Source organism: Pseudonocardia thermophila (assembly GCF_900142365.1).
Classification (GTDB): domain Bacteria; phylum Actinomycetota; class Actinomycetes; order Mycobacteriales; family Pseudonocardiaceae; genus Pseudonocardia; species Pseudonocardia thermophila.
Genome location: NZ_FRAP01000024.1, coordinates 1 through 23,001, shown reverse-complemented (window position 1 = coordinate 23,001; position 23,001 = coordinate 1). Strand labels below are relative to the sequence as shown.

The 23,001-nt window shown below is 71.9% G+C and carries 23 protein-coding genes and 1 tRNA gene; 15 read left to right on the top strand and 9 right to left on the bottom strand.

Annotated elements, in window-relative coordinates:
* Positions 1-97: 97 nt before the first annotated feature.
* The 3 genes from BUE41_RS25570 to BUE41_RS25560 form a co-directional block, all read right to left on the bottom strand.
* Positions 98-475: a DUF309 domain-containing protein gene (locus tag BUE41_RS25570; protein ID WP_327194786.1), complete on the bottom strand. Its 378-nt coding sequence runs from the start codon at positions 473-475 to the stop codon at positions 98-100.
* Between the two features lie 138 nt (positions 476-613).
* Complete coding sequence (locus BUE41_RS25565) at positions 614-1,369, bottom strand: hypothetical protein (RefSeq protein WP_073459881.1); 756 nt, start codon at positions 1,367-1,369, stop codon at positions 614-616.
* A 90-nt stretch (positions 1,370-1,459) separates the two neighbouring features.
* A tRNA-Leu gene (locus BUE41_RS25560) sits at positions 1,460-1,533 on the bottom strand.
* 142 nt (positions 1,534-1,675) lie between these two features.
* Between BUE41_RS25560 and BUE41_RS25555 the strand changes: the two genes are divergently transcribed.
* From BUE41_RS25555 to BUE41_RS25530, 6 genes are all read left to right on the top strand, one after another.
* Entirely contained in the window at positions 1,676-2,281 is a 606-nt protein-coding gene (locus BUE41_RS25555) for an ANTAR domain-containing response regulator (protein WP_234997588.1), read from the top strand.
* Positions 2,282-2,555: 274 nt separating this feature from the next.
* A complete protein-coding gene (locus tag BUE41_RS25550; protein ID WP_073459879.1) occupies positions 2,556-3,791 on the top strand; it encodes a branched-chain amino acid ABC transporter substrate-binding protein in 1,236 nt (411 codons plus the stop codon).
* A gap of 85 nt (positions 3,792-3,876) precedes the next feature.
* Positions 3,877-4,803, top strand: coding sequence for a branched-chain amino acid ABC transporter permease (locus BUE41_RS25545; protein WP_073459878.1), 927 nt, complete (start codon positions 3,877-3,879; stop codon positions 4,801-4,803).
* Positions 4,800-6,557 (top strand): branched-chain amino acid ABC transporter permease, encoded by a 1,758-nt coding sequence (locus BUE41_RS25540; protein WP_084755828.1) that lies wholly within the window; start codon positions 4,800-4,802, stop codon positions 6,555-6,557. The genes BUE41_RS25545 and BUE41_RS25540 overlap by 4 nt, the downstream gene beginning before the upstream one ends.
* Positions 6,554-7,426 (top strand): ABC transporter ATP-binding protein, encoded by an 873-nt coding sequence (locus tag BUE41_RS25535; RefSeq protein ID WP_073459877.1) that lies wholly within the window; start codon positions 6,554-6,556, stop codon positions 7,424-7,426. Before BUE41_RS25540 ends, BUE41_RS25535 begins: the two co-directional genes overlap by 4 nt.
* Positions 7,423-8,148, top strand: a complete 726-nt coding sequence (locus BUE41_RS25530) for an ABC transporter ATP-binding protein (RefSeq protein ID WP_073459876.1) — start codon at positions 7,423-7,425, stop codon at positions 8,146-8,148. Before BUE41_RS25535 ends, BUE41_RS25530 begins: the two co-directional genes overlap by 4 nt.
* A 116-nt stretch (positions 8,149-8,264) precedes the next feature.
* Here the strand turns inward: BUE41_RS25530 and BUE41_RS25525 are convergent, their stop codons facing one another.
* Positions 8,265-8,666, bottom strand: coding sequence for a PaaI family thioesterase (locus tag BUE41_RS25525; protein WP_234997587.1), 402 nt, complete (start codon positions 8,664-8,666; stop codon positions 8,265-8,267).
* 177 nt (positions 8,667-8,843) lie between these two features.
* Positions 8,844-9,704 (bottom strand): class I SAM-dependent methyltransferase, encoded by an 861-nt coding sequence (locus tag BUE41_RS25520; RefSeq protein WP_073459963.1) that lies wholly within the window; start codon positions 9,702-9,704, stop codon positions 8,844-8,846.
* A gap of 192 nt (positions 9,705-9,896) precedes the next feature.
* Between BUE41_RS25520 and rpsA the strand changes: the two genes are divergently transcribed.
* The 6 genes from rpsA to BUE41_RS25490 all read left to right on the top strand — a co-directional run bounded on the left by rpsA (position 9,897) and on the right by BUE41_RS25490 (position 15,467).
* Positions 9,897-11,360 carry a 30S ribosomal protein S1 gene (rpsA, locus tag BUE41_RS25515; protein ID WP_073459874.1) on the top strand — a complete coding sequence of 488 codons (1,464 nt, stop codon included), beginning with the start codon at positions 9,897-9,899 and terminating at the stop codon, positions 11,358-11,360.
* Between the two features lie 220 nt (positions 11,361-11,580).
* Positions 11,581-12,252 (top strand): hypothetical protein, encoded by a 672-nt coding sequence (locus BUE41_RS25510; protein ID WP_143172353.1) that lies wholly within the window; start codon positions 11,581-11,583, stop codon positions 12,250-12,252.
* Positions 12,253-12,294: 42 nt separating this feature from the next.
* A complete protein-coding gene (gene coaE, locus BUE41_RS25505; protein ID WP_073459872.1) occupies positions 12,295-13,446 on the top strand; it encodes a dephospho-CoA kinase in 1,152 nt (383 codons plus the stop codon).
* Positions 13,447-13,548: 102 nt separating this feature from the next.
* Complete coding sequence (locus tag BUE41_RS25500) at positions 13,549-14,169, top strand: RNA polymerase sigma factor (protein ID WP_084755824.1); 621 nt, start codon at positions 13,549-13,551, stop codon at positions 14,167-14,169.
* Between the two features lie 17 nt (positions 14,170-14,186).
* A complete protein-coding gene (locus BUE41_RS25495; RefSeq protein WP_143172352.1) occupies positions 14,187-14,777 on the top strand; it encodes a hypothetical protein in 591 nt (196 codons plus the stop codon).
* 87 nt (positions 14,778-14,864) lie between these two features.
* Positions 14,865-15,467 carry a hypothetical protein gene (locus tag BUE41_RS25490; RefSeq protein WP_073459870.1) on the top strand — a complete coding sequence of 201 codons (603 nt, stop codon included), beginning with the start codon at positions 14,865-14,867 and terminating at the stop codon, positions 15,465-15,467.
* A gap of 9 nt (positions 15,468-15,476) precedes the next feature.
* Here BUE41_RS25490 and BUE41_RS25485 read toward each other — a convergent pair whose 3' ends face one another.
* Complete coding sequence (locus BUE41_RS25485; RefSeq protein ID WP_327194785.1) at positions 15,477-15,986, bottom strand: ribonuclease FAU-1 family protein; 510 nt, start codon at positions 15,984-15,986, stop codon at positions 15,477-15,479.
* A 171-nt stretch (positions 15,987-16,157) separates the two neighbouring features.
* Between BUE41_RS25485 and uvrB the strand changes: the two genes are divergently transcribed.
* The 3 genes from uvrB to BUE41_RS25470 all read left to right on the top strand — a co-directional run bounded on the left by uvrB (position 16,158) and on the right by BUE41_RS25470 (position 20,054).
* Entirely contained in the window at positions 16,158-18,338 is a 2,181-nt protein-coding gene (gene uvrB, locus BUE41_RS25480) for an excinuclease ABC subunit UvrB (RefSeq protein ID WP_084755822.1), read from the top strand.
* A gap of 92 nt (positions 18,339-18,430) precedes the next feature.
* Positions 18,431-19,696: a glycosyltransferase 87 family protein gene (locus BUE41_RS25475; protein WP_234997575.1), complete on the top strand. Its 1,266-nt coding sequence runs from the start codon at positions 18,431-18,433 to the stop codon at positions 19,694-19,696.
* Positions 19,697-19,769: 73 nt separating this feature from the next.
* Positions 19,770-20,054 carry an MmcQ/YjbR family DNA-binding protein gene (locus BUE41_RS25470; protein ID WP_200804108.1) on the top strand — a complete coding sequence of 95 codons (285 nt, stop codon included), beginning with the start codon at positions 19,770-19,772 and terminating at the stop codon, positions 20,052-20,054.
* Here the strand turns inward: BUE41_RS25470 and BUE41_RS25465 are convergent.
* The 3 genes from BUE41_RS25465 to BUE41_RS25455 form a co-directional block, all read right to left on the bottom strand.
* Positions 20,031-21,350, bottom strand: a complete 1,320-nt coding sequence (locus BUE41_RS25465) for a cytochrome P450 (RefSeq protein ID WP_073459868.1) — start codon at positions 21,348-21,350, stop codon at positions 20,031-20,033. The two genes, BUE41_RS25470 and BUE41_RS25465, sit on opposite strands and share 24 nt — an antisense overlap.
* Positions 21,351-21,415: 65 nt before the next feature.
* Positions 21,416-22,330 carry a LysR family transcriptional regulator gene (locus BUE41_RS25460; protein WP_073459867.1) on the bottom strand — a complete coding sequence of 305 codons (915 nt, stop codon included), beginning with the start codon at positions 22,328-22,330 and terminating at the stop codon, positions 21,416-21,418.
* 40 nt (positions 22,331-22,370) lie between these two features.
* Positions 22,371-22,802: a nuclear transport factor 2 family protein gene (locus BUE41_RS25455; RefSeq protein WP_073459866.1), complete on the bottom strand. Its 432-nt coding sequence runs from the start codon at positions 22,800-22,802 to the stop codon at positions 22,371-22,373.
* Positions 22,803-23,001 lie beyond the last annotated feature (199 nt).

The following is a 23,001-nucleotide window of genomic DNA, read 5'->3' as shown; positions in this document are numbered from 1 at the left end:
GCCGGCAGCCGGCAGGGCGATCATGCCGAGATCGCGGGTTCTGTCGATCGACCGCTTCGAACGGTGCGAACGGCGATGACACGAGACCTCGACGCGATCATCCCCCGCGCAGCCGCGGCCGCAGCCGGTCGGGGAGGCCCGCCAGGCCCTCCCGCTCGATCCGCGCGGCCAGCTCGTCCGCCCAGTGCGCGAGCCCCGCGGCGTCGACGCCCGCGACGGGCGGACCGACCCAGCGCGCCAGCCCGTCCCCGGCCCGGGCGAGCAGGGCGGCGGCGCCGCGGGTGTTGCCGCGCTGGATGTGGGTGAGGCCGACGGCGAGCTGCGCCAGCGCGCGCCACAGCGGCCGCTCCGGCTCGGGCGCGGCCTTCCAAGCGGCCTCCAGCACGTCGTGGGCGGGGAACGGCAGGCCCTCGTCGATCAGGCGCTGGGCCTCGTCGACGGTGGCGTCCGGGGGCAGCACGAGGTCGTCGGGCACGCGCGCGACCCCCTGCGCGCCCCGGGGCAGCGGCCGTCCGGCGGCGTCCCGGGGGCGGGCGTTGCGTGCTCGGCCTGCAGCGTCCCGGTCCCGCACGGCCTCCAGCCTAGGGCCAGGGCGGGCGGCTCCTCCTGACGCTCAGCCGCGCACCCCGGTGATCGCGAAGCGCTCCACGTCGGCGACGTGCCCGCCGGTCCACACCACGACGGTGAGATCGCCCCCGCGCTCGGCCTGGCGGGGCACCGTGACCTGCCACGGCGACTTCTCCCCGCCCGCGGGCGCGCAGCAGAACTCGCCGACCGGTCCCGCGGGGCTCAGCACCCGCACGTGCAGGCTCTCGTCGACGCCCGTGATCATGCCGCCGACCGTCATCGGCCAGGTCGCGGCCGCCCCGTACGCCGGGGTCTCGACGGTCAGGTACTCGTCCCGGCTGCCGACGACCTCCCACGGGGCGTCCTCGCCGGTGCCGACGCGCACCAGGTGCAGCACGGCGACGGTCACCTGCCGCCCGCTGTCCGGTGAGGTGTAGCCGACGCCGATCCACGCCTCGGCGTCGCCGCCCTCCGTGCTCGTGACCTGGTCGATCTCGGCGAAGCCGAGGTAGCCCTGGGCGAACCCGAGCGCGGTGGCCTCCGCGTCCAGGTGCCACGGCTGGCTGCCGCCGTCGCGGTGCGCCTGCTGCCACGCCTGCGCCGCGGCCACGTCCGCGAACGGCCAGAGCATGAGGTGGCCGGTCGCCGGGTCAGGGGTCAGCGGCGCGGTCGGCAGCGGCTGGTCCGCGGCGGGGGAGGCGCTGGGGGCGGAGCCGGTCGGCGCCGGGTCCGGGCCGCCACAGGCCGCGAGCACGCCGGCGGCCGCCAGCAGGACGGTCACGATCCGCAGCGAGAGCCTCACGCGGACATCCTGCCGCCGAGCCGTCGATCGAGCGCGCGGACGCGCCGTGCGGCACCTGATCGCGTGGCGCCGCAGGCGCTGGTGAAGCTGTGCCCCCGGTGCGACTCGAACGCACACTTCACGGGACTTGAATCCGTCGCCTCTGCCAATTGGGCTACGGGGGCCGATCGCGATCACAGCATACTGCGCCCGTCCGAGATCACAGTCGGTGGTCTCCCCGCGCGACTATTCTGAATCCTTCAGGAGTAGGGACGCGCGCGAGGAGTGGATTCGGTGACCCAGCAGCAGGTTTCCGGCGAGAACACCCTGGAGGACGGCGCCCGACCGGCCGCCGGCCTGCGTGTTCTCGTGGTCGAGGACGAGGCTCTGATCCGGCTCGATCTGGCCGAGATGCTCAGCGAGGAGGGCTACGTCGTCGCGGGTGAGGCCGCCGACGGCGAGCAGGCCGTCGAACAGGCCCGCAAGCTGCGGCCGGACCTGGTCATCATGGACGTGAAGATGCCGAAGGTCGACGGCATCACGGCCGCGAAGCAGATCGTCGACGAGCGGATCGCGCCCGTGGTGATGCTCACCGCGTTCAGCCAGCGCGACCTCATCGAGCAGGCTCGCGACGCCGGCGCGATGGCGTACCTGGTCAAGCCGTTCGCCCGCCACGAGCTGGTGCCGGCGATCGAGCTGGCGGTGTCCCGGTTCGCTGAGAAGCGCGCGCTCGAGGACGAGGTCGCCACGCTCGCTGAGCGGCTGGAGACCCGCAAGCTCATCGACCGCGCCAAGGGCCTGCTGATGGCCAAGCAGAACATGACCGAGCCGGAGGCGTTCCGCTGGATCCAGCGCACCGCGATGGACCGGCGCACGACGATGAAGGCGGTCTCCGAGGCGATCATCGAAGGGCTCGCGACGCCGAAGGCGTAACGATCACGCCACTGTCGTCCGCCGTTCGGTGGTGACGTGTGCCGCCCGGGTGGTCACTCCGCGCAACTCCGGGTTGCGGTCCGGTAAAGCTGCGGTCCCAGATGGTGACGACTCGATGTGGGGTGTCCTAACGTCCGCCACGCTCTCGACTGGCGAGAGCCATCGGGCGTGATCGGGTCCACCCCCGGCACGCGGTCATCCGCAGCGCCGCGGGGGGAACGGCCTGATCGGGCCGCGCCAACGGCGCTGAGGTGTAACGGAAGGACAACAGCACATGACTCGGAGGCGTACCGTCGCCGCCGCTGCGATCCTCGCGGGCGCACTTGCGCTGACGGCGTGCGGGACGAACAGGCAGGAGGCCCCGGGCACCGGGGCCGGGGGAGCGTCCTGCGACACCAGCAAAGGCACGTTGGTGATCGGCATGGTGGCCCCGCTGTCGGGCGGCCTGTCAGCCTTGGGTCTCGGCATGCGGAACTCCGCCGATCTGGCGGTCAAGCAGGCGAACGAGTCCTGCGCCGTGCCCGGGTACCAGCTCGTGTTCCAGGCCGAGGACGACCAGGCCACCCCGCAGGTCGCTGGGCAGGCGGCCACGAAGCTCGCCTCGGACGACAACGTCGTCGGCGTGGTCGGCACCCTCAACTCCTCGACGGCCCAGACGGTGCAGCCGATCCTCGCCGGCAAGAGCATCGTGCAGGTCTCCCCGGCCAACACCGGCCCGAGCCTGACCCGGGGCGAGGACCCCACCGGCGCCCCGAAGCGGCAGTTCGAGAGCTACTTCCGCGTCTCCACCACCGACCTGGTGCAGGGCCCGTTCGCCGCGAACTACCTGGTCCAGAAGGCCGGTAAGAAGAACATCGCGGTGATCGACGACGGCAAGACCTACGGCGTGGGTCTGGCGAACGAGTTCGCCAAGCAGGCCGAGAAGCTGGGCGCCAACATCGTCGCCCGGGAGCGGGTCGGCGAGAAGGACACCGACTTCAACCCGGTGATCACCAAGATCCGCCCGCTCAACCCGGACGCCGTCTACTACGGCGGCGAGTACCCGGTCGCGGGCCCGCTGTCGCGGCAGCTGGCCGGGCAGGGCCTGGACATCCCGCTGATGGGCGGCGACGGCATCGTCGACGCGAAGTTCGTCGAGCTGGGCGGCCGCGAGGGTGACCTCGCCACCAACGTCGGCGCGCCCACCGAGTCGCTGCCGAGCGCGGCGAAGTTCGTCGCCGACTACAAGGCGGCGAACTACCCCGAGCCGTACAGCGCGTACGGCGCCTTCGCCTACGACTCCACCAACGTCATCATCCAGGCGCTCAAGACGGCGCTCGCCGGCGGCGACTACAACCCGGAGACCACCCGTCCGGCGATCGTGAAGGCCGTCCAGGACATCAAGCTGGACGGCGCGGGCGGCCCGATCTCGTTCGACGAGTACGGCGACACCACGAACAAGCTCTTGACCGTGTACACGGTCAAGAACGGCGAGTTCACGCCGATCGAGACGGGTACCTTCGAGGGCTGACCGAAGGCCACGACACGACAGTCATGGAGTCACGCCGGGGGCGGGGGAACACCCCGCCCCCGGTGCGCGTGGAGGGACTCACAGCTTGTCCATCCTGATGTCGCAGATCGTGAACGGGCTGATCCTCGGCTCGCTCATCGGTCTGATCGCACTGGGCTACACGATGGTCTACGGCATCATCCAGCTGATCAACTTCGCCCACGGCGAGGTCTTCATGGTCGGCGCCTACGGAGCGGTGGGGACCGCGACGTTCGTCCTCCCCACGGCCGTCACGACGCAGTGGTGGTTCCTGCTGCCGATCATGATCGTCATCGGGGCGCTGGTCTCGATGGTCGTGGCCATCCTGATGGAGCGCTTCGCCTACCGGCCGCTGCGCAACGCGCCGCGGCTCGCACCGCTGATCACCGCGCTGGGTGTGTCGGTAGCGCTGCAGGAGGCGGTCCGGGTGTTCTACCCGGAGGCCACCGCTGCCATCCCGTTCCCGAGCATCTTCATCCCGGGCGCGCTCGTGCTGCCGATCGGCGACGGCGTGCCCATCCAGTACTCGGGAATCCTCATCGTCGTCGTCGCGCTGGTGCTCGCGTTCGCGCTGAACACGTTCGTCGAGCAGACCCGGCTCGGCCGCGCCATGCGGGCCACCGCGCAGGACCGCGACGTCGCCCGGCTCATGGGCATCAACCCGGACCGGGTGATCGTCTTGACGTTCGCCCTCGGCGGCGCGCTCGCCGGCGTCGCCGGCGTGCTCTACGGGAACTTCTACAACTTCATCAACATCGACATGGGGTTCCAGAACGGCATCTTCGCCTTCACCGCGGCGGTCCTCGGCGGGATCGGCAACATCCGCGGTGCGGTGGTGGGCGGTCTGGCCATCGGTTTGATCAAGTCGCTGGCCGGCCAGTACCTGCCGGGTGGCGGTGCCTACGACTACGTCTGGATCTTCGTGGTGCTGATCGCAGTCCTCGTGTTCCGGCCGCAGGGTTTCTTCGGTGAGACCGAGCGGGTGCGCGCATGACCGCCACGACCGAGAAGAAGCCACCGGCGCACGCGGCGCCCCGGCCGAAGGGCATCGCCGCGCTCAAGCCGCACACGACCACCCTCATGGTGGTGGGCGGCGTGCTCACCCTGCTCGGCTCGTTCCTGCCGTGGGCGACGTTCGTCCTGAACAAGGGGCCGTACCCGGCGCAGGCCACCCTGCAGAACTTCACCGCCCCGCTGGCCTCCAGCGGGTTCCGCCTGCACCTGGTGCTGTTCGGGATCGCCGCGATCGTCGTGGCGCTGGTGAAGAGGATCCCCGCCCGGCACCGGATCGCCCGGGCGCTCGGCTACGGCACGATCGCCGTCTCCGTGATCAACGGCCTGTGGATCACGGTGGAGGGCGGCGGCCTCGGCGCGATCACCGCCTCCGAGGGATCCGTCGCCTTCGGCGCGATCGTGGCGTTGATCGGTGGGATCGTCCTCGCGCTCGCCTCGCGGGTCGGCGACCTGGAGCCCGTGCCGGAGATCGGCTGGAAGTTCAACCGTTGGGTCGAGTGGCTGATCCTGCTCGTCGTCATCGTGCTCCTGCTGCTGCTCGTGGCGGCGGTGCTCACCAGCGGCGGGTTCGGCGCGACCGCGACCTACGCCGGTGCGGTCTTCCTGTCGTTCCTCGCCGCCCTGGGCGGCTTCCTGGGCGCGCTGCACGCCGCCGGGCTGCTCGGTTGGGTCAACGCCCTGTTCGACCGGCACCGCGGGTACGCCGTGATCCTGCTGCTCGTCGCGGCGCTGTGCCTGCCGCTCACCTCGGCCGGCACCGAGTACTGGATGACGGTCGCGACGAACATCGGCGTCTACGCGGCCACCGCGATCGGGCTGAACATCGTCGTCGGCCTCGCCGGCCTGCTCGACCTCGGGTACGTCGCGTTCCTCGGGATCGGCGCCTTCGTGGCGGCGAACCTGTCCGGCGCGGCGGCGTCGGCGGTGGGCATCCACCTGCCGTTCCCGCTGGTCATGGTGATCGCGGCGGTGATCGCGGGCATCTTCGGCGCGATCGTCGGCTCGCCGACGCTGCGCGTGCGCGGCGACTACCTCGCGATCGTCACGCTGGCGTTCGGTGAGATCTTCGTGCGCAGCGCGCAGAACAACATCGGCGGTCTGACCGGCGGCTCGAACGCCATCCCGGGCATCCCGCCGGTGGAGGCGTTCGGGATCGGGTTCGACCAGGCCCTGCGGATCGGGCCGGTCTCCCTGCCCCGCGGTGTCCTCTACTACTTCCTGATCGTGCTGCTGGTCGCGTTCGTCATGGCCGTGTTCGCGAACCTGAAGTACTCGCGGCTCGGCCGGGCGTGGATCGCGATCCGGGAGGACGAGGACGCCGCCCGCGCGATGGGCATCCGCACCGGTCCGGTCAAGATCCTGGCGTTCCTGATCGGCGCCATGCTCGCCGGGCTGGCGGGCGCCATCTTCGCCCACAAGACGGCCACCGTGTCCTACGAGAGCTTCCGCTTCCTGGAGTCGGTGACCCTGCTCGCCGCCGTCGTGCTCGGCGGCATGGGCACGATCCCGGGCGCCGTGCTCGGGGCGTCGATCCTGTTCATCCTGCCGGAGAAGCTGCGCGAGTTCGCCGACTACCGGTTGCTCCTGTTCGGCATCGCGCTGGTGCTGATCATGCGGTACCGGCCGCAGGGCCTCGTGCCCGACGCGCACCGACGGGCCGAGCTCGTCGAGGAGCCCGAACCGATCGACACCGGCGGCGACAAGCCCACGACCCGTGAGGCGGTGGCCCCATGAGCGCCCCGACGACGACGAGCACGGTGCTCGCGGCCAGCGGCGTGACGATGCAGTTCGGCGGCCTGCGGGCGCTGAACGACGTCTCGTTCAGCCTGAACGAGGGCGAGATCATCGGCCTGATCGGTCCGAACGGGGCCGGCAAGACCACCCTGTTCAACTGCCTGACCGGGCTCTACACGCCCACGTCGGGCACGGTCTCGTTCCGCGGCGAGCCGCTGCCGGGCGATCCTGCGCTGGTCACCGAGACCGGCGTCGCCCGGACGTTCCAGAACATCCGGCTGTTCCCGAGCATGACGGCCGAGGAGAACGTCCTCGTCGGCCGGCACGTGCGGATGAAGCAGAGCCCGCTGTCGTCCCTGCTGCACGGGCCGGGGTTCCGGCGCAGCGAGCGGGAGGCGCGCGAGCGGGCGGCCGAGCTGCTGGAGTTCGTGGGGCTGCGGCGGGTCACCGACGAGCTGGCCCGCAACCTGCCCTACGGCGACCAGCGGCGGCTCGAGATCGCCCGAGCGCTGGCCACCGAACCGTCGGTGCTGCTCCTGGACGAGCCCACGGCCGGGATGAACGCCGCGGAGACCGAGAACACCCGGCAGCTGATCCTGAAGATCCGCGAGACCGGGATCTCCGTGGTGGTGATCGAGCACGACACCAAGTTCATCTTCACCCTGTGCGACCGGGTGCTCGTGCTGGTGCAGGGCGAGCTGCTCGTGGAGGGCACGCCCGACGAGGTGCGCGGCGACCCACGGGTCGTCGAGGCCTACCTCGGCGCCCCGCCCGAGCAGGTCGAGGCGCAGATCCACGAGGCCCAGGAGGCCGAGGAGGCCGCCGACCACGGCGCGCCGGGTGAGAAGCAGCTGGGAGGATCATCGTGACGGCGTTCCTCGAGGTCCGGGACCTGACCGTCGCCTACGGCGCCATCCAGGCCGTGCGCGGGGTCAGCTTCACGGTCGAGCGGGGCCAGATCGTGAGCCTCATCGGCAGCAACGGGGCGGGCAAGACCACCACGCTCCGCACGATCTCCGGGCTGCTCAAGCCGGTGTCCGGGGAGATCCTGCTGGAGGGCGAGCCCATCCACCAGCTGCCGGCGCACGAGATCCTGGCCCGCGGGGTGGCCCACAGCCCCGAGGGCAGGCGGCTGTTCGCGCGGATGACGGTCGAGGAGAACCTGCGCCTCGGCGCGTACATCCGCAAGGACGAGGCCGGGATCCAGGAGGACCTGGAGCGGGTGTACTCCCTGTTCCCGGTGCTGGGGGAGCGGCGGCGCAACAAGGCCGGCCTCTTCTCCGGCGGCGAGCAGCAGATGCTCGCCATGGGCCGCGCGATGATGTCGCGCCCGAAGCTGCTCATGCTCGACGAGCCGTCCATGGGGCTCTCGCCGATCATGACGCAGAAGATCTTCGAGACGGTCAAGGAGCTGCAGGCCGAGGGCACCACCGTGCTGCTGGTCGAGCAGAACGCGCTGGCCGCGCTGGCGCTCTCCGACTACGCCTACGTGATCGACCTCGGGCGCACCACCATCTCGGGCACGGGGCAGGAGCTGCTGGCCGATCCCCGGGTGCAGGAAGCCTATCTGGGCGAGGGCGTCGCCAGCTGAGGCCCGGCCCGGCTCGGCTCGGGCAATCGCCGGAGAGCCCCTTGCCCGCCACGAGGTGGCGGGCAAGGGGCTCTCCGGCGATTCCGTCAGCCGTCGCTCTGGGACGACGTGCGCGCTCAGCTCACGCGCGGCCGGTTGTCGCGGTGCAGGCAGGTCAGGCGCGCCGTGCAGACCCGCCGGCCCTGCTCGTCCGTGATGACGATCTCCGTCGTCGACGTCGACCGCCCGATGTGGATCGGCGTGGCCACCCCGGTGACCCACCCGCTGGTCGCGGACCGGTGGTGCGTGCAGGACAGCTCGATGCCCACCGGGAACCGGTCGGGCATGACGTTCACCGCGGAGAGCATGGAGCCGAGGGTCTCGGCGAGCACGGCGTTGGCGCCGCCGTGGAGCACGCCGTAGGGCTGCCGGTTGCCCGCCACGGGCATGCGCCCGACGACCTGCTCGCGGCTCGTCTCGAGCACCTCGATGCCCATCCGGTCGGCGAGCTGCTCGGCTGCGATCTGCTCGGCGGTGATCTGATCAGCGCTGAGATCGGTGCCGGAGCCTGCGCCGGACTCCGCGTCGCGGTCAGGTGCTTCGGTCGTCACCGTGCGACGGTAACGCGCCGGGGGACGGCGCCGCCGCGGGCGGTGGCGCACGCCTCAGGCGCTCGGGCCATGGAGCCGGGCACGTCGCAGAGGTGCCGGCCGCGATCAGGCCCGAGCGGGCTTGCGCGAGACGAAGATCGCCGTCCCCGGGAACAGCGCCCCGCGCAGCGGGCTCCACTGCCCCCACACCCGGTCCAGTCCCTCGGGCCACTCGGGTTCCACCACGTCCTCCACGACCAGCCCGGCGGCGACGATGTCGCGGATCCGGTCACCCATGGTGCGGTGGTGCTCGACGTAGGTGGCGGCGCCGTTCGCGTCCACCTCCACGTACGGGGTGCGGTCGAAGTAGGACTGCCGCACGATCAGCCCTTCCTCGCCGGGATCGTCGGAGAACATCCACCGCATCGGGTGGTTCACGGCGAACACCCAGCGGCCGCCGGGTCGCAGCACCCTGGCCACCTCCCGCATGACCCGGTCCGGCTCGGCGACGAACGGGACACCGCCGAACGCCGAGCAGGCCAGGTCGAAGACGTCGTCGGCGAACGGGAGGTGCTCGGCCCCGGCCTGCACGAGCGGTACGGGGATCCCGGTGGAGCGGCCGAGGGCGGCAGCGTGGTCGAGCATGCCGCGGGAGATGTCGAGGGCGACGGGGTGCGCGCCCTGGGTGGCCAGCCAGCGCGAGCAGGGCGCCGAGCCGCAACCCACCTCCAGCACCCGGCGACCCTCGACGGGGCCGAGCAGCCGGACGTCGGCCTCGCGCAGCCCCTCGGGGCACCAGACGAAGTCGACCTCGCCGATGTCGGCGCCGTGTTCGGCCAGGTAGTCGTCGGCGTCGGCGTCCCACCAGAGCCGGCTCGCGCGCTCCGATTCGGCCGAGTCGACGCTGCGCCGGGCGACGCCCGCGGTTCCCAGGATCTCTTCCGCGCTCACCAGGGAATCCTCCGCCGCAAACCGATGTTGTTCGATGCGGACCCCGCGTTGCCGGGGTGATCGGTGCCCGCGTAGCATGGCGCGCGCACTGTGGTCAATGTCGCGGGTGCCTCCCGCGATCGCTGGCCTCGGCACTGCGCAGCACGACGTTCAAAGGGTGACAGCAGCACGTCACAGCAACACCACGCAAGCACCACCAAACCATCCATTACCGGAGCACCCCACTACATGTCCACCGACACCACCGCCGCCCCGACCCAAACCCCCCAGGTCGCAGTGAACGACATCGGGTCGGAGGAGGAGTTCCTCGCCGCCATCGACCAGACGATCAAGTACTTCAACGACGGCGACATCGTCGAAGGCACCATCGTCAAGGTCGACCGCGACGAGGTGCTGCTCGACATCGGCTACAAGACCGAGGGCGTCATCCCCTCGCGGGAGCTCTCGATCAAGCACGATGTCGACCCCGCGGAGGTCGTCGAGGTCGGGGAGCACGTCGAGGCGCTCGTTCTCCAGAAGGAGGACAAGGAGGGCCGGCTGATCCTGTCCAAGAAGCGCGCCCAGTACGAGCGCGCCTGGGGCACGATCGAGGCCCTCAAGGAGGCCGACGAGCCCGTCGAGGGCACCGTGATCGAGGTCGTCAAGGGCGGCCTGATCCTCGACATCGGCCTGCGCGGCTTCCTGCCCGCCTCCCTGGTGGAGATGCGGCGCGTGCGCGACCTGCAGCCCTACGTCGGCCGCAAGCTCGAAGCCAAGATCATCGAGCTCGACAAGAACCGCAACAACGTCGTTCTCTCGCGCCGGGCGTGGCTCGAGCAGACCCAGTCCGAGGTCCGCAGCGAGTTCCTCAACCAGCTCGCCCGCGGCCAGGTCCGCAAGGGCGTCGTCTCCTCGGTCGTCAACTTCGGTGCGTTCGTCGACCTCGGCGGCGTCGACGGCCTGGTGCACGTCTCCGAGCTGTCCTGGAAGCACATCGACCACCCGTCCGAGGTCGTCGAGGTGGGCCAGGAGGTCACGGTCGAGGTGCTCGACGTCGACCTCGATCGCGAGCGCGTCTCGCTGTCCCTCAAGGCCACGCAGGAAGACCCGTGGCGCGCCTACGCCCGCACCCACGCCATCGGCCAGATCGTGCCGGGCAAGGTCACCAAGCTCGTTCCGTTCGGTGCGTTCGTCCGCGTGGAAGACGGCATCGAGGGCCTGGTGCACATCTCCGAGCTGGCCGAGCGCCACGTGGAGATCCCGGAGCAGGTCGTCCAGGTCGGCGACGACTGCATGGTCAAGGTCATCGACATCGACCTCGACCGGCGCCGCATCTCGCTGTCGCTGAAGCAGGCGAACGAGGGCATGACTCCCGACACGGAGTTCGACCCCACCCGCTACGGCATGCCGGCCGAGTACGACGAGCAGGGCAACTACATCTACCCCGAGGGCTTCGACGTCGAGACCGGCGAGTGGCAGCCCGGCTACGAGAAGCAGCGCGAGGAGTGGGAGCGGCAGTACGCCGAGGCCCACGCCCGGTACGAGCAGCACATCGCGCAGCTCAAGAAGGCGCAGGAGCTCGAGGCCGCCGCGGCCGAGGGCGCCGCGGGTGGCACCAGCTACTCGTCCTCGGCCTCGTCGGAGAGCGGGGGCTCGCTCGCGAGCGACGAGCAGCTCGCCGCCCTGCGGGAGAAGCTCTCCGGCGGCGCGTGACGTGATCGTCACGAGATCGGCGGCCGATCCCGCTGATCGTTCGGCGCCCGATCGTTCGGCGCTGATCTTTGCGCGCTGATCGTTCGACGGCCCCGGCGACCACATGGTCGTCGGGGCCGTCGCCTTTTCGGCGGTGATCCGTCGACCGGTCGGGTCGCTCTGCGTGGTGATGCGGGCGCGCCGCGCGAAGTGTCCGAGCCCACCCTCTACGGTGTGCAGCATGGGGGATGGCGGGCGCCGGATCGCGCGACTGCTCGGCACGGGGATGCTGTGCCTCCTTCTCGGAGGGTCACTGACCGGATGTGGTGGGGCGTCGGCCGAACCCGGGGTGATGGTGCCGACGTTCGCCCCCACGACGCCCACTGCGGATCCCGCCACGGAGCCGCTGGACCCGTGCGCCGCGTTGATCACACCGGCCGACGTAGCGGGCGTGCTGGGCCTGGACCCGGCGAAGACGTCGGTGCGGACCATCCGCGGGCTGCCCGCCCCGGCGGTGGGCCGCACCGAGAAGATCGACTGCACGTACCAGGGCGAGAAGGGGCGGTCGCTGTTCACGCTGCGTGCCTACACGTACGAGAGCCCGGAGGCGGCGCGCAAGCAGTGGGAGCTCAACGCGAGCCTGGAGGACGGGGAGAAGCGCGACATCGCGGTCGGCCCGGCCACGGGTCTGCTCTACGTGCGCCGCGGCGAGCTGCTGCTCAGCCTGATCGACGGCCCGCGCACGCTGGCGGTGCAGGTGCCTGATCGCACGGTGCCGAAGGGCCGGGCTCGGGAGAACCTGATCACCGACTTCGCGCAGCGGGCGTTGAAGATCGATCCAGAAGCCGTTGCGACCACGTCGGCCGAGCCGACACCCGGCGTGCCCGCCGTGCAGGCCGGAGCGGGCAGCTGAGCCCACCGGGGGGTCGATCACGGCCGCCCGTAGGGTGGCGGCGTGCTGCAGGTGGGACTGACCGGCGGGATCGGGTCCGGCAAGTCGACGGTCGCGCGCCGGCTCGTCGCCCGCGGGGCCGTGCTCGTCGACGCGGACGTGCTGGCGCGCGAGGTCGTGGCGGCGGGGACCGACGGGTTCGCCGCCGTCGTCGCGGAGTTCGGCGAGCGGGTCGTCGGGCCGGACGGCGAGCTCGACCGGCCCGCGCTCGGCGCGATCGTGTTCAACGACGACGCGGCGCGGGCCAAGCTGAACGGGATCGTCCATCCGCGGGTGCGGGAGCGGGCGAACCAGCTGGTGGCCGAGGCTCCCCCCGACGCGATCGTGGTGCAGGACGTGCCGCTGCTCGTCGAGGGCGGGATGGCGGCCCGGTTCGCCCTCGTCGTGGTGGTGCACGCGGACGTGGAGACGCGGGTGGCCCGGCTGGTCGGGCAGCGCGGCATGGCCGAGGACGACGCGCGGGCCCGCATCGCCGCCCAGGCCGACGAGGCCGCCCGCCGCGCCGTCGCGGACGCGTGGCTGGACAACTGCGGCGGACCGGAGGAGCTCGAGGCCGCCGTCGACCGGCTGTGGGACGAGCGGCTCGTGCCGTTCGAGGCGAACCTGCGCGCGGGCCGCCCGGCCGTGGCCCGACCCGGCCTGCACCCGGCGGACCCGGCGTGGGCCGCTGCCGGCGCCCGCCTCGTGGCGCGGGTCGCGCACGCGGCGGGTGAGCTCGCCCGCGGGGTGGAGCACATCGGCCCGACCGCGGTGCCGGACCTGCCCGCGCCGGACGTCGTCGAGATCCAGCTGGGCGTGAGTTCCCTCTCGAACGCCGTCACCCTGCGTGACAATCTGGCTGCAGTGGGCTTCGTTCCCGATCCGTCCGGCGACGACGCCGAGACGCGCTGCTTCCGCTCCGCCGACCCGGCCCGGCCGGCGAAGCTGCAGGTCCGCGAGGCTGGATCGGACCGGTGGCGCGCTGCGCTGCTGGCGCGCGACTGGCTGCGCGCCGACGCCGGTGCCCGGGCCGAGCGGGCCCGCCACGACGCCGAGCGGGCAGCGGGAGCCGGCGACGATCAGTACGCTGAGCTGGAACGACGCTGGTGGGAGGACGTGGCTGTGATCGCCGCCGGGTGGGCCGCATCCTCCGGGTGGGCACCGTCGTTGCACTGATCGGACCCATTTGTCGGTAACGGACCACGGTTTGTGACCGATGTGGGCGCAGGAGGACCCACCATCGAGTGAGTCCGGAGGCCGTGATAAAGGGGCGAGAAGGTGAGCGCGATCGTCGACCGATGGGACGGGGCCGACGTCGATGACGACGACTACGAGGCCGCGCAGATCGACCAGGACGCTCCCTCCGGGTCGCTCGCCGCTCTGCGCATCGACTTCGGTGCGCATCTGGAGGCCAACTACCAGCGCCTGGTGGCACAGCTGTACGCGATCACCCTCGACCCGGGCGAGGCGCACGACGTCGTCCAGGACGCGTACTCGCGGGCGTGGCGCAACTGGGCCACGATCAGCCGCAAGCCGGATCCGACGGCGTGGGTCCGCAGTGTGGCCGTCCGCGCCACCATGCGCAGCTGGCGCCGCGTGCTCGCCAAACTCGGCCTGGGCCGGAAGCACCGGATCGCGGAGGGGGTCGATCCGCGCACGCGCGCGCTGCTGCAGGCGCTGGCCCGGCTGACGCCCGCGGAGCGCCGCGCGGTGGTGCTCTACCACATGGCGGGTGCCTCGGTGGAGGAGATCGCCGCCGTCGAGCAGGTCAATCCCGAGATCGTCGAGGCCCGGCTGGGCGCGGCTCGCAACGTGGTCGTCGAGGGGCTCGCGGACGAGCTGCCGGCAGTGCTGTCCGGTGCGCAGGACGCGCAGCGGAACGAGGGGGGAGACGGGTGACCGACACGCTCGCACGCGTGACCGACGAGTTCCGGCGCATGGACGACGAGCTGGCCGCGGCGGTGACGCTGCCCGCGGTCGACACGGTGATCCGCCGCGCCGGCACGGCCAACCGAGCGAGCACGGCCGCCGCGGCCGCGGTGCTGACCGTGGGTGCCCTGGGCGGCATCACGGCCGTCGCGCAGGCGGGGCCGTCGGGGAACGTGGCCGCCGAGCTGCCCGCGCCGGGCGCCGCGGCCCGCACACCGGAGGTGGTGGCGACCGGCTCGGCCGCGGTGGAGTCCGCGCTCCCGGAGACGATCGCGGACGTGCCCGCGCCGCGCTCCGCCCCGCGGCCGCAGGCGCGTGCCGTCGCGCCGCCGGCGGCCGCGGCCCCGGCCGTGCGGCCGACCCCGCAGTCACCGCCGCCGGTCGTCGAGGACGACGATGACGACGAGGACTCGGAGGGCCGCCCGGACCGGCCGACCCGGACCCGCACCAGGCCGCCGCAGACGTCGAGCAGCGAGCCGACGAGCAGCGAGCCGACGAAGACCTCGTCCTCGGACCCGACGTCCACGAGCGCCGCCCGGGGACCCCACCGGCACCGGATCGCGACGCCGAGCGCATGAGGCGTCACGGAATGTCCGTATGATGGGGTGAACCGGCGCTAGTCCGGCCGGTCGACCACTGCCGTCGGGGAAGAGGTTCGGGCCGTGATGGACGACGAGACGCGCTTGCGCCGAAGGCTCACCAGCGAGTTCCGGCGGATGGACGACGAGCTCGCCGCATCGGTGGCCCTGCCCTCGGTCGACAGCGTGATCCGCCGCGCGGGCACGGCCAGCCGCGCCACCACGGCCGCCGCGGCCGCGGTGTTCACCGTCGGCAGCCTCGGCGGGATCACGGCCGTCGCCCAGGCCGCCACGCCGCGGGTCCCGGTGAGCGCCTCGGAGCCGTCCCCGGCCGCGCTGTTGCCCACGGAGGCCGCGGTGCCCGGCCCGTCGCAGGGGGAGCAGGAGCGCGCGCAGGCGACCACCACCGCCGCCCGGCCCACGACCGTCGTCAAGCCGAAGACCACCCGGCCGAAGCCGAAGCCGACGGTCGTGAAACCGACCGTCGTGGTACCGAAGCCGACCGTGAAGCCGACGGTGCAGTCGACCGTGAAGCCCACGACGGCTGCCTCGAAGCCGTCGCCCACCAAGTCGGGCGGCGCAGAGGGCGGCCAGGACCCGCAGCCGGTCACGCAGCAGCCGGTGACCCAGCAACCCCAGCCCCAGCAGCCGCAGCAGCCCCCGGGCGAGGCGGAGCAGCCCGCCGAGTGACGGCCGCGGTCAGCTCCGCTTCCGCCAGGTCAGCCTGATCCCGAGGCCGGCCAGCCACGCGTCGAGATCGTTGGCGTTGGCGGCCAGCCCGGTCACGGCCTGCACCATCGCGTTCAGGGCGTACTCGGCCGCGGCCGGGTCGATCAGCCCCGCGGCCACCGCGGCGGTGAACTCGTCGACGTCGATCACCTGCGTCGAGCGGCGCTGCTGCACCACGATGTCCAGGTAGTGATCGACGAGCACGTAGCGGGAGCCGTCCCGGCTGATCGTGGCGATGTCGAGGTAGAAGTCCTGGTCGCGCTCGTGGCCGGGGTTCCACGCCCAGTCGCTGACCGCGATCCCCAGATCGGGCAGCAACCAGGTCTCGATCCAGTGCGCGCTGGGCCGGCCGACGACGGGACGGCTCATGTACAGACCGAACGAGGTCTCGGTGTAGACCTCGACCGGGCGCACGCAGCCCTTCGTGTCGATGTTGACCATGCCGGGCACGTCGAAGGTGGAGATCTTCGGCGGGTGCACCGGAGCAATGCTGCCAGGGATCGCGATCGGCGGCGGTGCGAGCTCGTCGGTGTGGGATCGGCGCTGTGGGGTCGGCGGTGCGGGATCGTCGGTGCCGGATCGTCGGTGTGGGATTGTCGGTGTGGGATTGTCGGTGTGGGATTGTCGGTGAGCGCTCGTACTCTGGGTCTCGTGGCATTCGCGACCGAGGTCCCGGGCAGCGCGGCACATCCCGAGGGTGTGCCGCTGGCCCACTCCGAGCACCGGCCGGTGGGAGACATCCCCCGCAAGGACGGGCGGTTCACGGTCGTCAGCCCCTACCAACCGGCGGGCGACCAGCCGGCGGCGATCGACGAGCTGGAGCGCCGGCTGCGCGCCGGCGAGCAGGACGTGGTGCTCATGGGCGCCACCGGCACCGGCAAGTCGGCCACCACGGCGTGGCTGATCGAGCGGCTGCAGCGGCCCACGCTGGTGATCGCGCCGAACAAGACGCTGGCCGCGCAGCTGGCCAACGAGCTGCGCGAGATGCTGCCGTACAACGCGGTCGAGTACTTCGTCTCGTACTACGACTACTACCAGCCCGAGGCGTACATCGCGCAGACCGACACCTACATCGAGAAGGACTCCTCGATCAACGAGGACGTCGAGCGGCTGCGCCACTCCGCCACGCAGAGCCTGCTCTCCCGGCGCGACGTCGTGGTGGTCGCGTCGGTGTCGTGCATCTACGGCCTGGGCACGCCGCAGTCGTACCTGGATCGGTCGGTGCCGATCAAGATCCTCGACCGGATCGACCGCGACGAGCTGCTGCGGGCGCTCGTCGACATCCAGTACACCCGCAACGACCACTCGTTCACCCGCGGCACGTTCCGGGTCCGCGGCGACACCGTCGAGGTCATCCCGGCGTATGAGGAGCTCGCGGTCCGCATCGAGTTCTTCGGCGACGAGGTGGACTCGCTCTACTACCTCAACCCGATCACCGGTGACGTGCTGCGCCGGGTCGACGAGCTGCGGATCTTCCCGGCTACCCACTACGTCGCGGGGCCGGAGCGGATGGCCCGTGCCGTCCAGGACATCGAGGCCGAGCTGGCGGAGCGGCTCGCCGAGCTGGAGAGCCAGGGGAAGCTGCTGGAGGCCCAGCGGCTGCGCATGCGCACCCAGTACGACCTGGAGATGATCCGCCAGGTCGGGTTCTGCTCCGGCATCGAGAACTACTCGCGCCACATCGACGGCCGCCCGCCGGGTTCCGCGCCCGCGACGCTGCTCGACTACTTCCCGGACGACTTCCTGCTGGTCATCGACGAGTCGCACCAGACGGTGCCGCAGATCGGCGGCATGTACGAGGGCGACATGTCGCGCAAGCGCACCCTCGTCGAGTACGGGTTCCGGCTGCCCTCCGCGTGCGACAACCGGCCGCTGACCTGGGAGGAGTTCACCGAGCGGATCGGGCAGACGGTCTACCTGTCGGCCACCCCCGGCCCGTACGAGCTCTCCCGCACCGGAGGCGAGTTCGTCGAACAGGTCATCCGGCCCACCGGGCTGGTCGACCCGAAGGTCGTCGTGAAGCCGACGAAGGGGCAGATCGACGATCTGGTCCACGAGATCCGGGTGCGGGCCGAGCGCGACGAGCGGGTCCTGGTCACCACGCTCACCAAGAAGATGGCCGAGGACCTCACCGACTACCTCCTGGAGCTCGGCATCCGGGTGCGGTACCTGCACTCCGAGGTCGACACCCTGCGGCGGGTGGAGCTGCTGCGCGAGCTGCGGAAGGGCGAGTACGACGTACTGGTCGGCATCAACCTGCTCCGCGAGGGCCTGGACCTGCCCGAGGTGTCGCTCGTGGCGATCCTCGACGCCGACAAGGAGGGCTTCCTGCGCTCCACCACGTCGCTGATCCAGACCATCGGGCGCGCGGCCCGGCACGTGTCCGGCGAGGTGCACATGTACGCCGACACGATCACCGAGTCGATGCGCAACGCGATCGAGGAGACCGATCGGCGGCGGGCGAAGCAGATCGCCTACAACACGGAGAAGGGCATCGATCCGCAGCCGCTGCGGAAGAAGATCGCTGACATCCTCGACCAGGTCTACCGGGAAGCCGACGAGGTACCGGTCGGCGGCCGCGGCCGCAACGCGTCCCGCGGCAAGCGCGCGACGGGGGAGCCGGGTCGGGCCCCGGTGAGCTCGGGGATCGTCGCCCGCCGCGACACGAAGAGCATGCCGCGCGCCGAGCTTGCCGACCTGATCCAGCAGCTGACCGACCAGATGCTCGCCGCCGCCCGCGACCTGCAGTTCGAGCTGGCCGCCCGGCTGCGCGACGAGATCCAGGAGCTGAAGAAGGAGCTGCGCGGCATGGACGCGGCGGGCATCCAGTAGCCCGCCGGGTAAGCCCAGGTCGGGGGCCTACGGCCGGTCCAGGGTGCACGCTCCGTGCTGCGCCGGGGACGCCGGGCGCTACCGTGAGGTACGTGGTGACCGCGACGGACGTGTCGAGCCGGGTGCTCGACGTGCTGCGCAGGCCGCAGCGCGTCCTGCCCGTCACGCTCCCGCTGCTCGCGCTCGTGCTCGCCGGGCTGGTCGTGCACACCGGCGGCCGGCACATCGATCTCGAGGTGTACCGCTTCGCCGTGCAGGCGTGGCTGGCCGGGGGCGACATGTACGGGCCGCTCCCGGAGACGTCGGGTCACATCGCGCTGCCGTTCATCTACCCGCCGTTCGCGGCGCTGCTGATGGTGCCGCTGGCGGTCGTGCCGTGGACGGTCAGCTGGATCATCCTGCTGGTGCTGTCCACGCTGGCGCTGGGCGCCACCCTGTACGTGACCGCGCGGCGGCTGTGGCCGTCCGGCGGCGCGGCCGGCGCGATCTCGGTGACCTCCATCCTGCTGCCGCTGGCGCTGGCGGTGCAGCCCGGCAAGGACATCGACTTCGACCACCCCACCGCGGGGCTGCCGCCGCTGGCGCTGGAGCCGGTGGTGCAGACGATCGAGTTCGGCCAGATCAACCTCGTCCTGATGGCGCTGGTCGCGGTCGACCTGATGATCCGCTCACCGCGCTGGCCGCGCGGGATCCTGGTGGGTGTCGCCGCGGCGATCAAGCTGACGCCGGCGGTGTTCGTCGTGTACTTCCTGCTGCGGCGCGACTACCGAGCCGCCGCGATCGCCACCGCGTCCGGGGTGGCGGCCACGCTGGTCGGGTTCGCGTTCGCACCGGCGGCGTCGCTGCGGTTCTGGCTGGACAACCCGGTCAGCGGGGTCAGCGCCTCGCCGTTCTTCACCAACCAGACCTTCCAGGCGGTGCTGGTGCGTGCCGGGGTCGACGGCGCCGCGCGCACGATCGTGTGGGTGCTGCTGTCGCTGCTGCTGCTGGTGCTGGTCGCGCCGGTGATCGCGAAGGCCCCCGCCCCGCTCGCGATGGTGACGACCGCCGGGTTCGGCCTGCTCGTCTCACCGACGTCGTGGTCGCACCACTGGGTGTGGATCGCGCCCGCGCTGCTCGTCGCCGCCGCGACCGCGGCCCGGCTGCGGTCGGCCGGCTGGTGGTGGGCGACTGCGCTGACCGCGGTGGTGTTCGTGGCCGCCCCGCACCAGCTGGGCCTGCCCCGCGCGAACGACGTCGAGCTGACCTGGACGCCGTGGCAGCAGGTCGTGGGTAGCACCTACGTGTGGTTCGCGGTGGCCCTGTTCGTCGCGCTGCGCGTGCACTGGCAGCGGCGCAGCGCGGTGCCGGCGTCGTGAACCACGACGAGATCGTGGCCTACTGCCTGGCCAGGCCCGGGGCCGAGCTCGACGGCCGTGGGAGGGCGACCTCGTGGCGAAGGTCGGCGGGAAGATCTTCGCGTTCCTCGGCTCGGGTGAGCGGGCCGGGCTCACGTGCGGCCGGGACGCCGACGAGGCCGCGGAGCTGCGCGCCGCCCACCCGGGCACGGTGACGCAGAGCGCCTACATCGGGCGGTACGGCTGGAACTCGGTCACCCTCGACGGCGCGGTGCCGGACGACGAGCTGCGCGAGCTGATCGACATCTCCTACGACGCGGTCGTGGCGAAGCTGCCGAAGCGGCTGCGGCCGGCGTCAGGGCTCCCACCTGATCGGTAGCCGCTTCACCCCGCGCTGGAAGTTCGACCGCAGGAAGGTCGGCTCTCCGGCCGCCCCCAGCCAGGAGGTGCGGGCGAGCAGTTCCGCGAAGAGCGTGCGCATCTGCAGGCGCGCGAGCTGGGCGCCGAGGCAGAAGTGCGGGCCCTGGCCGAAGGCGAGGTGCGCGGTCGGGCGGCGGTGGATGTCGAACACGTCCGGCTCGGCGAAGACCGCCTCGTCGCGGTTGGCCGACGCGAACGACACGACGACCTTCTCCCCGGCGGCGATCGGCTGCCCGGCGATCTCGGTGTCCTTGGTCGCGGTGCGGCGGAACACCATCACCGGGGTCCACCAGCGCAGCACCTCCTCGACCGCGTCCGGCAGCAGGCCGGGATCGGCGCGCAGGGCCCGCCGGGCGTCGGGATGGGTGAGCAGGGCGATCATCCCGCCCGGGATGCCGTTGCGCAGCGTCTCGTTGCCGGCGACCGCGAACAGCCAGAAGAGGTTCTCGAACTCCTCGATCGTCACGTGGCCGCCTGCGTCGTCGCGCTGCGCCATGAGGATCGACATGACGTCGCCGGTGGGCTCGGTGCGTTTCCGCTCGCCGAGCAGGGCCGCGTAGGCGTACAGATCGGGCATGCCGGCGCGGCTGCGCGGATCCGGCATCCGTCCGTCCGGTCCCGGCTCGGGGCGCAGCGTGATCGCCTTCGCTGCCATGTCCGTGCCGCGGGACGGATCGAAGGCTGCGCTGACCGCGTAGTCGGGGTCCTGCCAGCCGATCACGCGGTTGGACCAGTCGTAGAGCAGCAGCCGGTCCTCGGCCGGTACGCCGAGCACGTCGGCGAGGGTGAGCAGCGGCAGATCTGCCGCCACGTCACGGGCGAAGTCGACCTCGCGGGGCCCGGCCAGCATCCGGTCCACGATGCGCCGGCAGTGCTCGGCGATGCGCTCGCCCAGCGCGGCGACGGCCCGCGGGGTGAAGGACCGGGCGAGCATGCGCCGCAGCCGGGAGTGCTCCGGCGGGTCCATGTTGAGCATCATGCGGCGCACGTAGGCCAGGTCCTGCGGCGTCGCGGGATCGCGGATCTGGGTGCCGCCCGTGTGGGAGGAGAACGTGGCCGGGTCGCGCAGGACGGCGGTGACGTCGGCGTGCCGCAGGACCAGCCAGTAACCGGGGCCTTCCGGCCAGCCCACCTGCTCCGGCTCGCCGACCCGGACGATCCCCCGCTCGCGGCGCAGCCGGTGCAGCACCTCGAACGGAACCCCGGTCTCGTACGTCACCGGGTCGTGCAGCAGTGCGGTGGCGTCGTCGCTCATCCCCGGCCACGGTACTGCGCCGCGCAAGCGGCGGCCGGGCACCAACCGAACCGGGCAAGCCGCCGTCAGCGGGAGGCGATCTCGGCCGCCTCCGCGCGCACGGCCGCCAGCACCGTCGCCACCGCCGGCCGCTGGGCCGCGCTCGGCCGCAGCACCGCCTCGATGAGCCGGGCCGCGCGCACCCCGGTGATCGGCACGTTGACCAGCCGCCCGCCGCGCAGATCGGTGGACCAGCGCGGCAGCAGGGCGATGCCGCGGCCGGCGGCGACCAGCTCCTCGGTCACCGAGAAGTCGTTGATCCGCTGCACGACCCGCGGGTTGGTGCCGGTCTGGATCGCGAGCGAGCGCAGCACGTCGTCGACCGGCCAGCCGACCTGCACACCGAGCCACTCCTCGTCGGCCAGCTCGACGAGCGCGACCCCGTCGCGGTTCGCCAGGGGGTGCTCACGCGGCATCACGACGTCGAGCGGCTCCCGCAGCAGCGGTTCGACCTGCCAGCGGCCCTCGGTGACGTACCGCGGCGGCTCGGTGTGCTCGTCGCGGTGGGTGACGACGATGTCGAACTCGGCGGCGAGCGCCGGGACCTGCGCGGGCACCATGTCGACGTCGCGCAGCTCGAGCTCGACGCCGGGCTCGTCGTCGAGGCGGGAGAGCAGACCGGCCGCCATCATCCGGGCCGCGGACTGGAACAGCGCGATCCGCACCCGCCCCTGCGGCTCGGCGCGCAAGCGGGCCATCGCGGCTTCCGCCCGGGCCAGCGCCGTGAGCACGTGCTCGGCCTCGGCGGCGAGGACCTTGCCGGCCTCGGTGAGGCGGATGCCGCGACCGTCCGGCTCGGTGAGCACCAGGCCGACCTCGGCGCCCAGGATCTTCAGCTGCTGCGAGATCGCGGAGGGCGTGTAGGACAGGGCGGCGGCGACGGCGGTGACCGATCCGCGGTCGGCGAGCTCCCGCAGCACGCGCAACCGCTGGACGTCCATGCCGGGATCCTAGGACCCGGGACCGGCTGTGCAGGCAGGGTCACGCGCTGTCCGCCACCGTCGGCAGCTCGCCGATCAGCCACTGCAGCTCGATCCGGCTGCGGACGATCCGCCAGCCGTCGTCGGTGCGAGCGACGGTGTAGGTGACCCGCAGGCCGGAGGTGCGGTACGGCGGGACGCCGGGCTCGAAGAAGTTGACCAGCTGGTTGGCCGAGACCACCGCACGGTCGCCGTCGAGATCGATCAACAGGTCGGTGTGCAGGTGGTGGGCGCGTTCGTCCCCGGTCCGGGCGAGGAACTCGGCGATGGCGTGGCGGCCGCGCAGCCGCGCCCGTGGGCTCTCCACCTCGGCGTCGAGGGCGTAGAAGTCGGCGATGTCGCCGGGGTCGCCGTCGAGCCAGCGCCCGAAGCGGGCGACCAGCTCGGCGATGGCCTGGCGGTCGGCGAGCTCGTCGAGGGTGGTGGTGGGCATCTCGTCCTCCTATCTCGTTGGTTCGACCAACGATAAGGCAGGATCGTTGGTGTGTCCAACGAGTTGGAGGGTGGATGGCGGAGGACGGTCGTTCGCGCTCTAGGTGTACTGACCCGGGAGGTTGTTGACAGTTAGGCGGCGAGTCGGGTGGCTGGGGGTCGGCCACCGAGAGCGGAGTGGGCGCGTCGAGTGTTGTAGC

Coding starts and splice junctions, on each gene's coding strand:
- BUE41_RS25550 (WP_073459879.1), top strand. CDS start 2,556: ATGACTCGGAGGCGTACCGTCGCCGCCGCTGCGATCCTCGCGGGCGCA.
- BUE41_RS25540 (WP_084755828.1), top strand. CDS start 4,800: ATGACCGCCACGACCGAGAAGAAGCCACCGGCGCACGCGGCGCCCCGG.
- BUE41_RS25535 (WP_073459877.1), top strand. CDS start 6,554: ATGAGCGCCCCGACGACGACGAGCACGGTGCTCGCGGCCAGCGGCGTG.
- rpsA (WP_073459874.1), top strand. CDS start 9,897: ATGTCCACCGACACCACCGCCGCCCCGACCCAAACCCCCCAGGTCGCA.
- BUE41_RS25510 (WP_143172353.1), top strand. CDS start 11,581: ATGGGGGATGGCGGGCGCCGGATCGCGCGACTGCTCGGCACGGGGATG.
- BUE41_RS25490 (WP_073459870.1), top strand. CDS start 14,865: ATGGACGACGAGACGCGCTTGCGCCGAAGGCTCACCAGCGAGTTCCGG.
- BUE41_RS25465 (WP_073459868.1), bottom strand. CDS start 21,350: ATGAGCGACGACGCCACCGCACTGCTGCACGACCCGGTGACGTACGAG.
- BUE41_RS25460 (WP_073459867.1), bottom strand. CDS start 22,330: ATGGACGTCCAGCGGTTGCGCGTGCTGCGGGAGCTCGCCGACCGCGGA.
- BUE41_RS25455 (WP_073459866.1), bottom strand. CDS start 22,802: ATGCCCACCACCACCCTCGACGAGCTCGCCGACCGCCAGGCCATCGCC.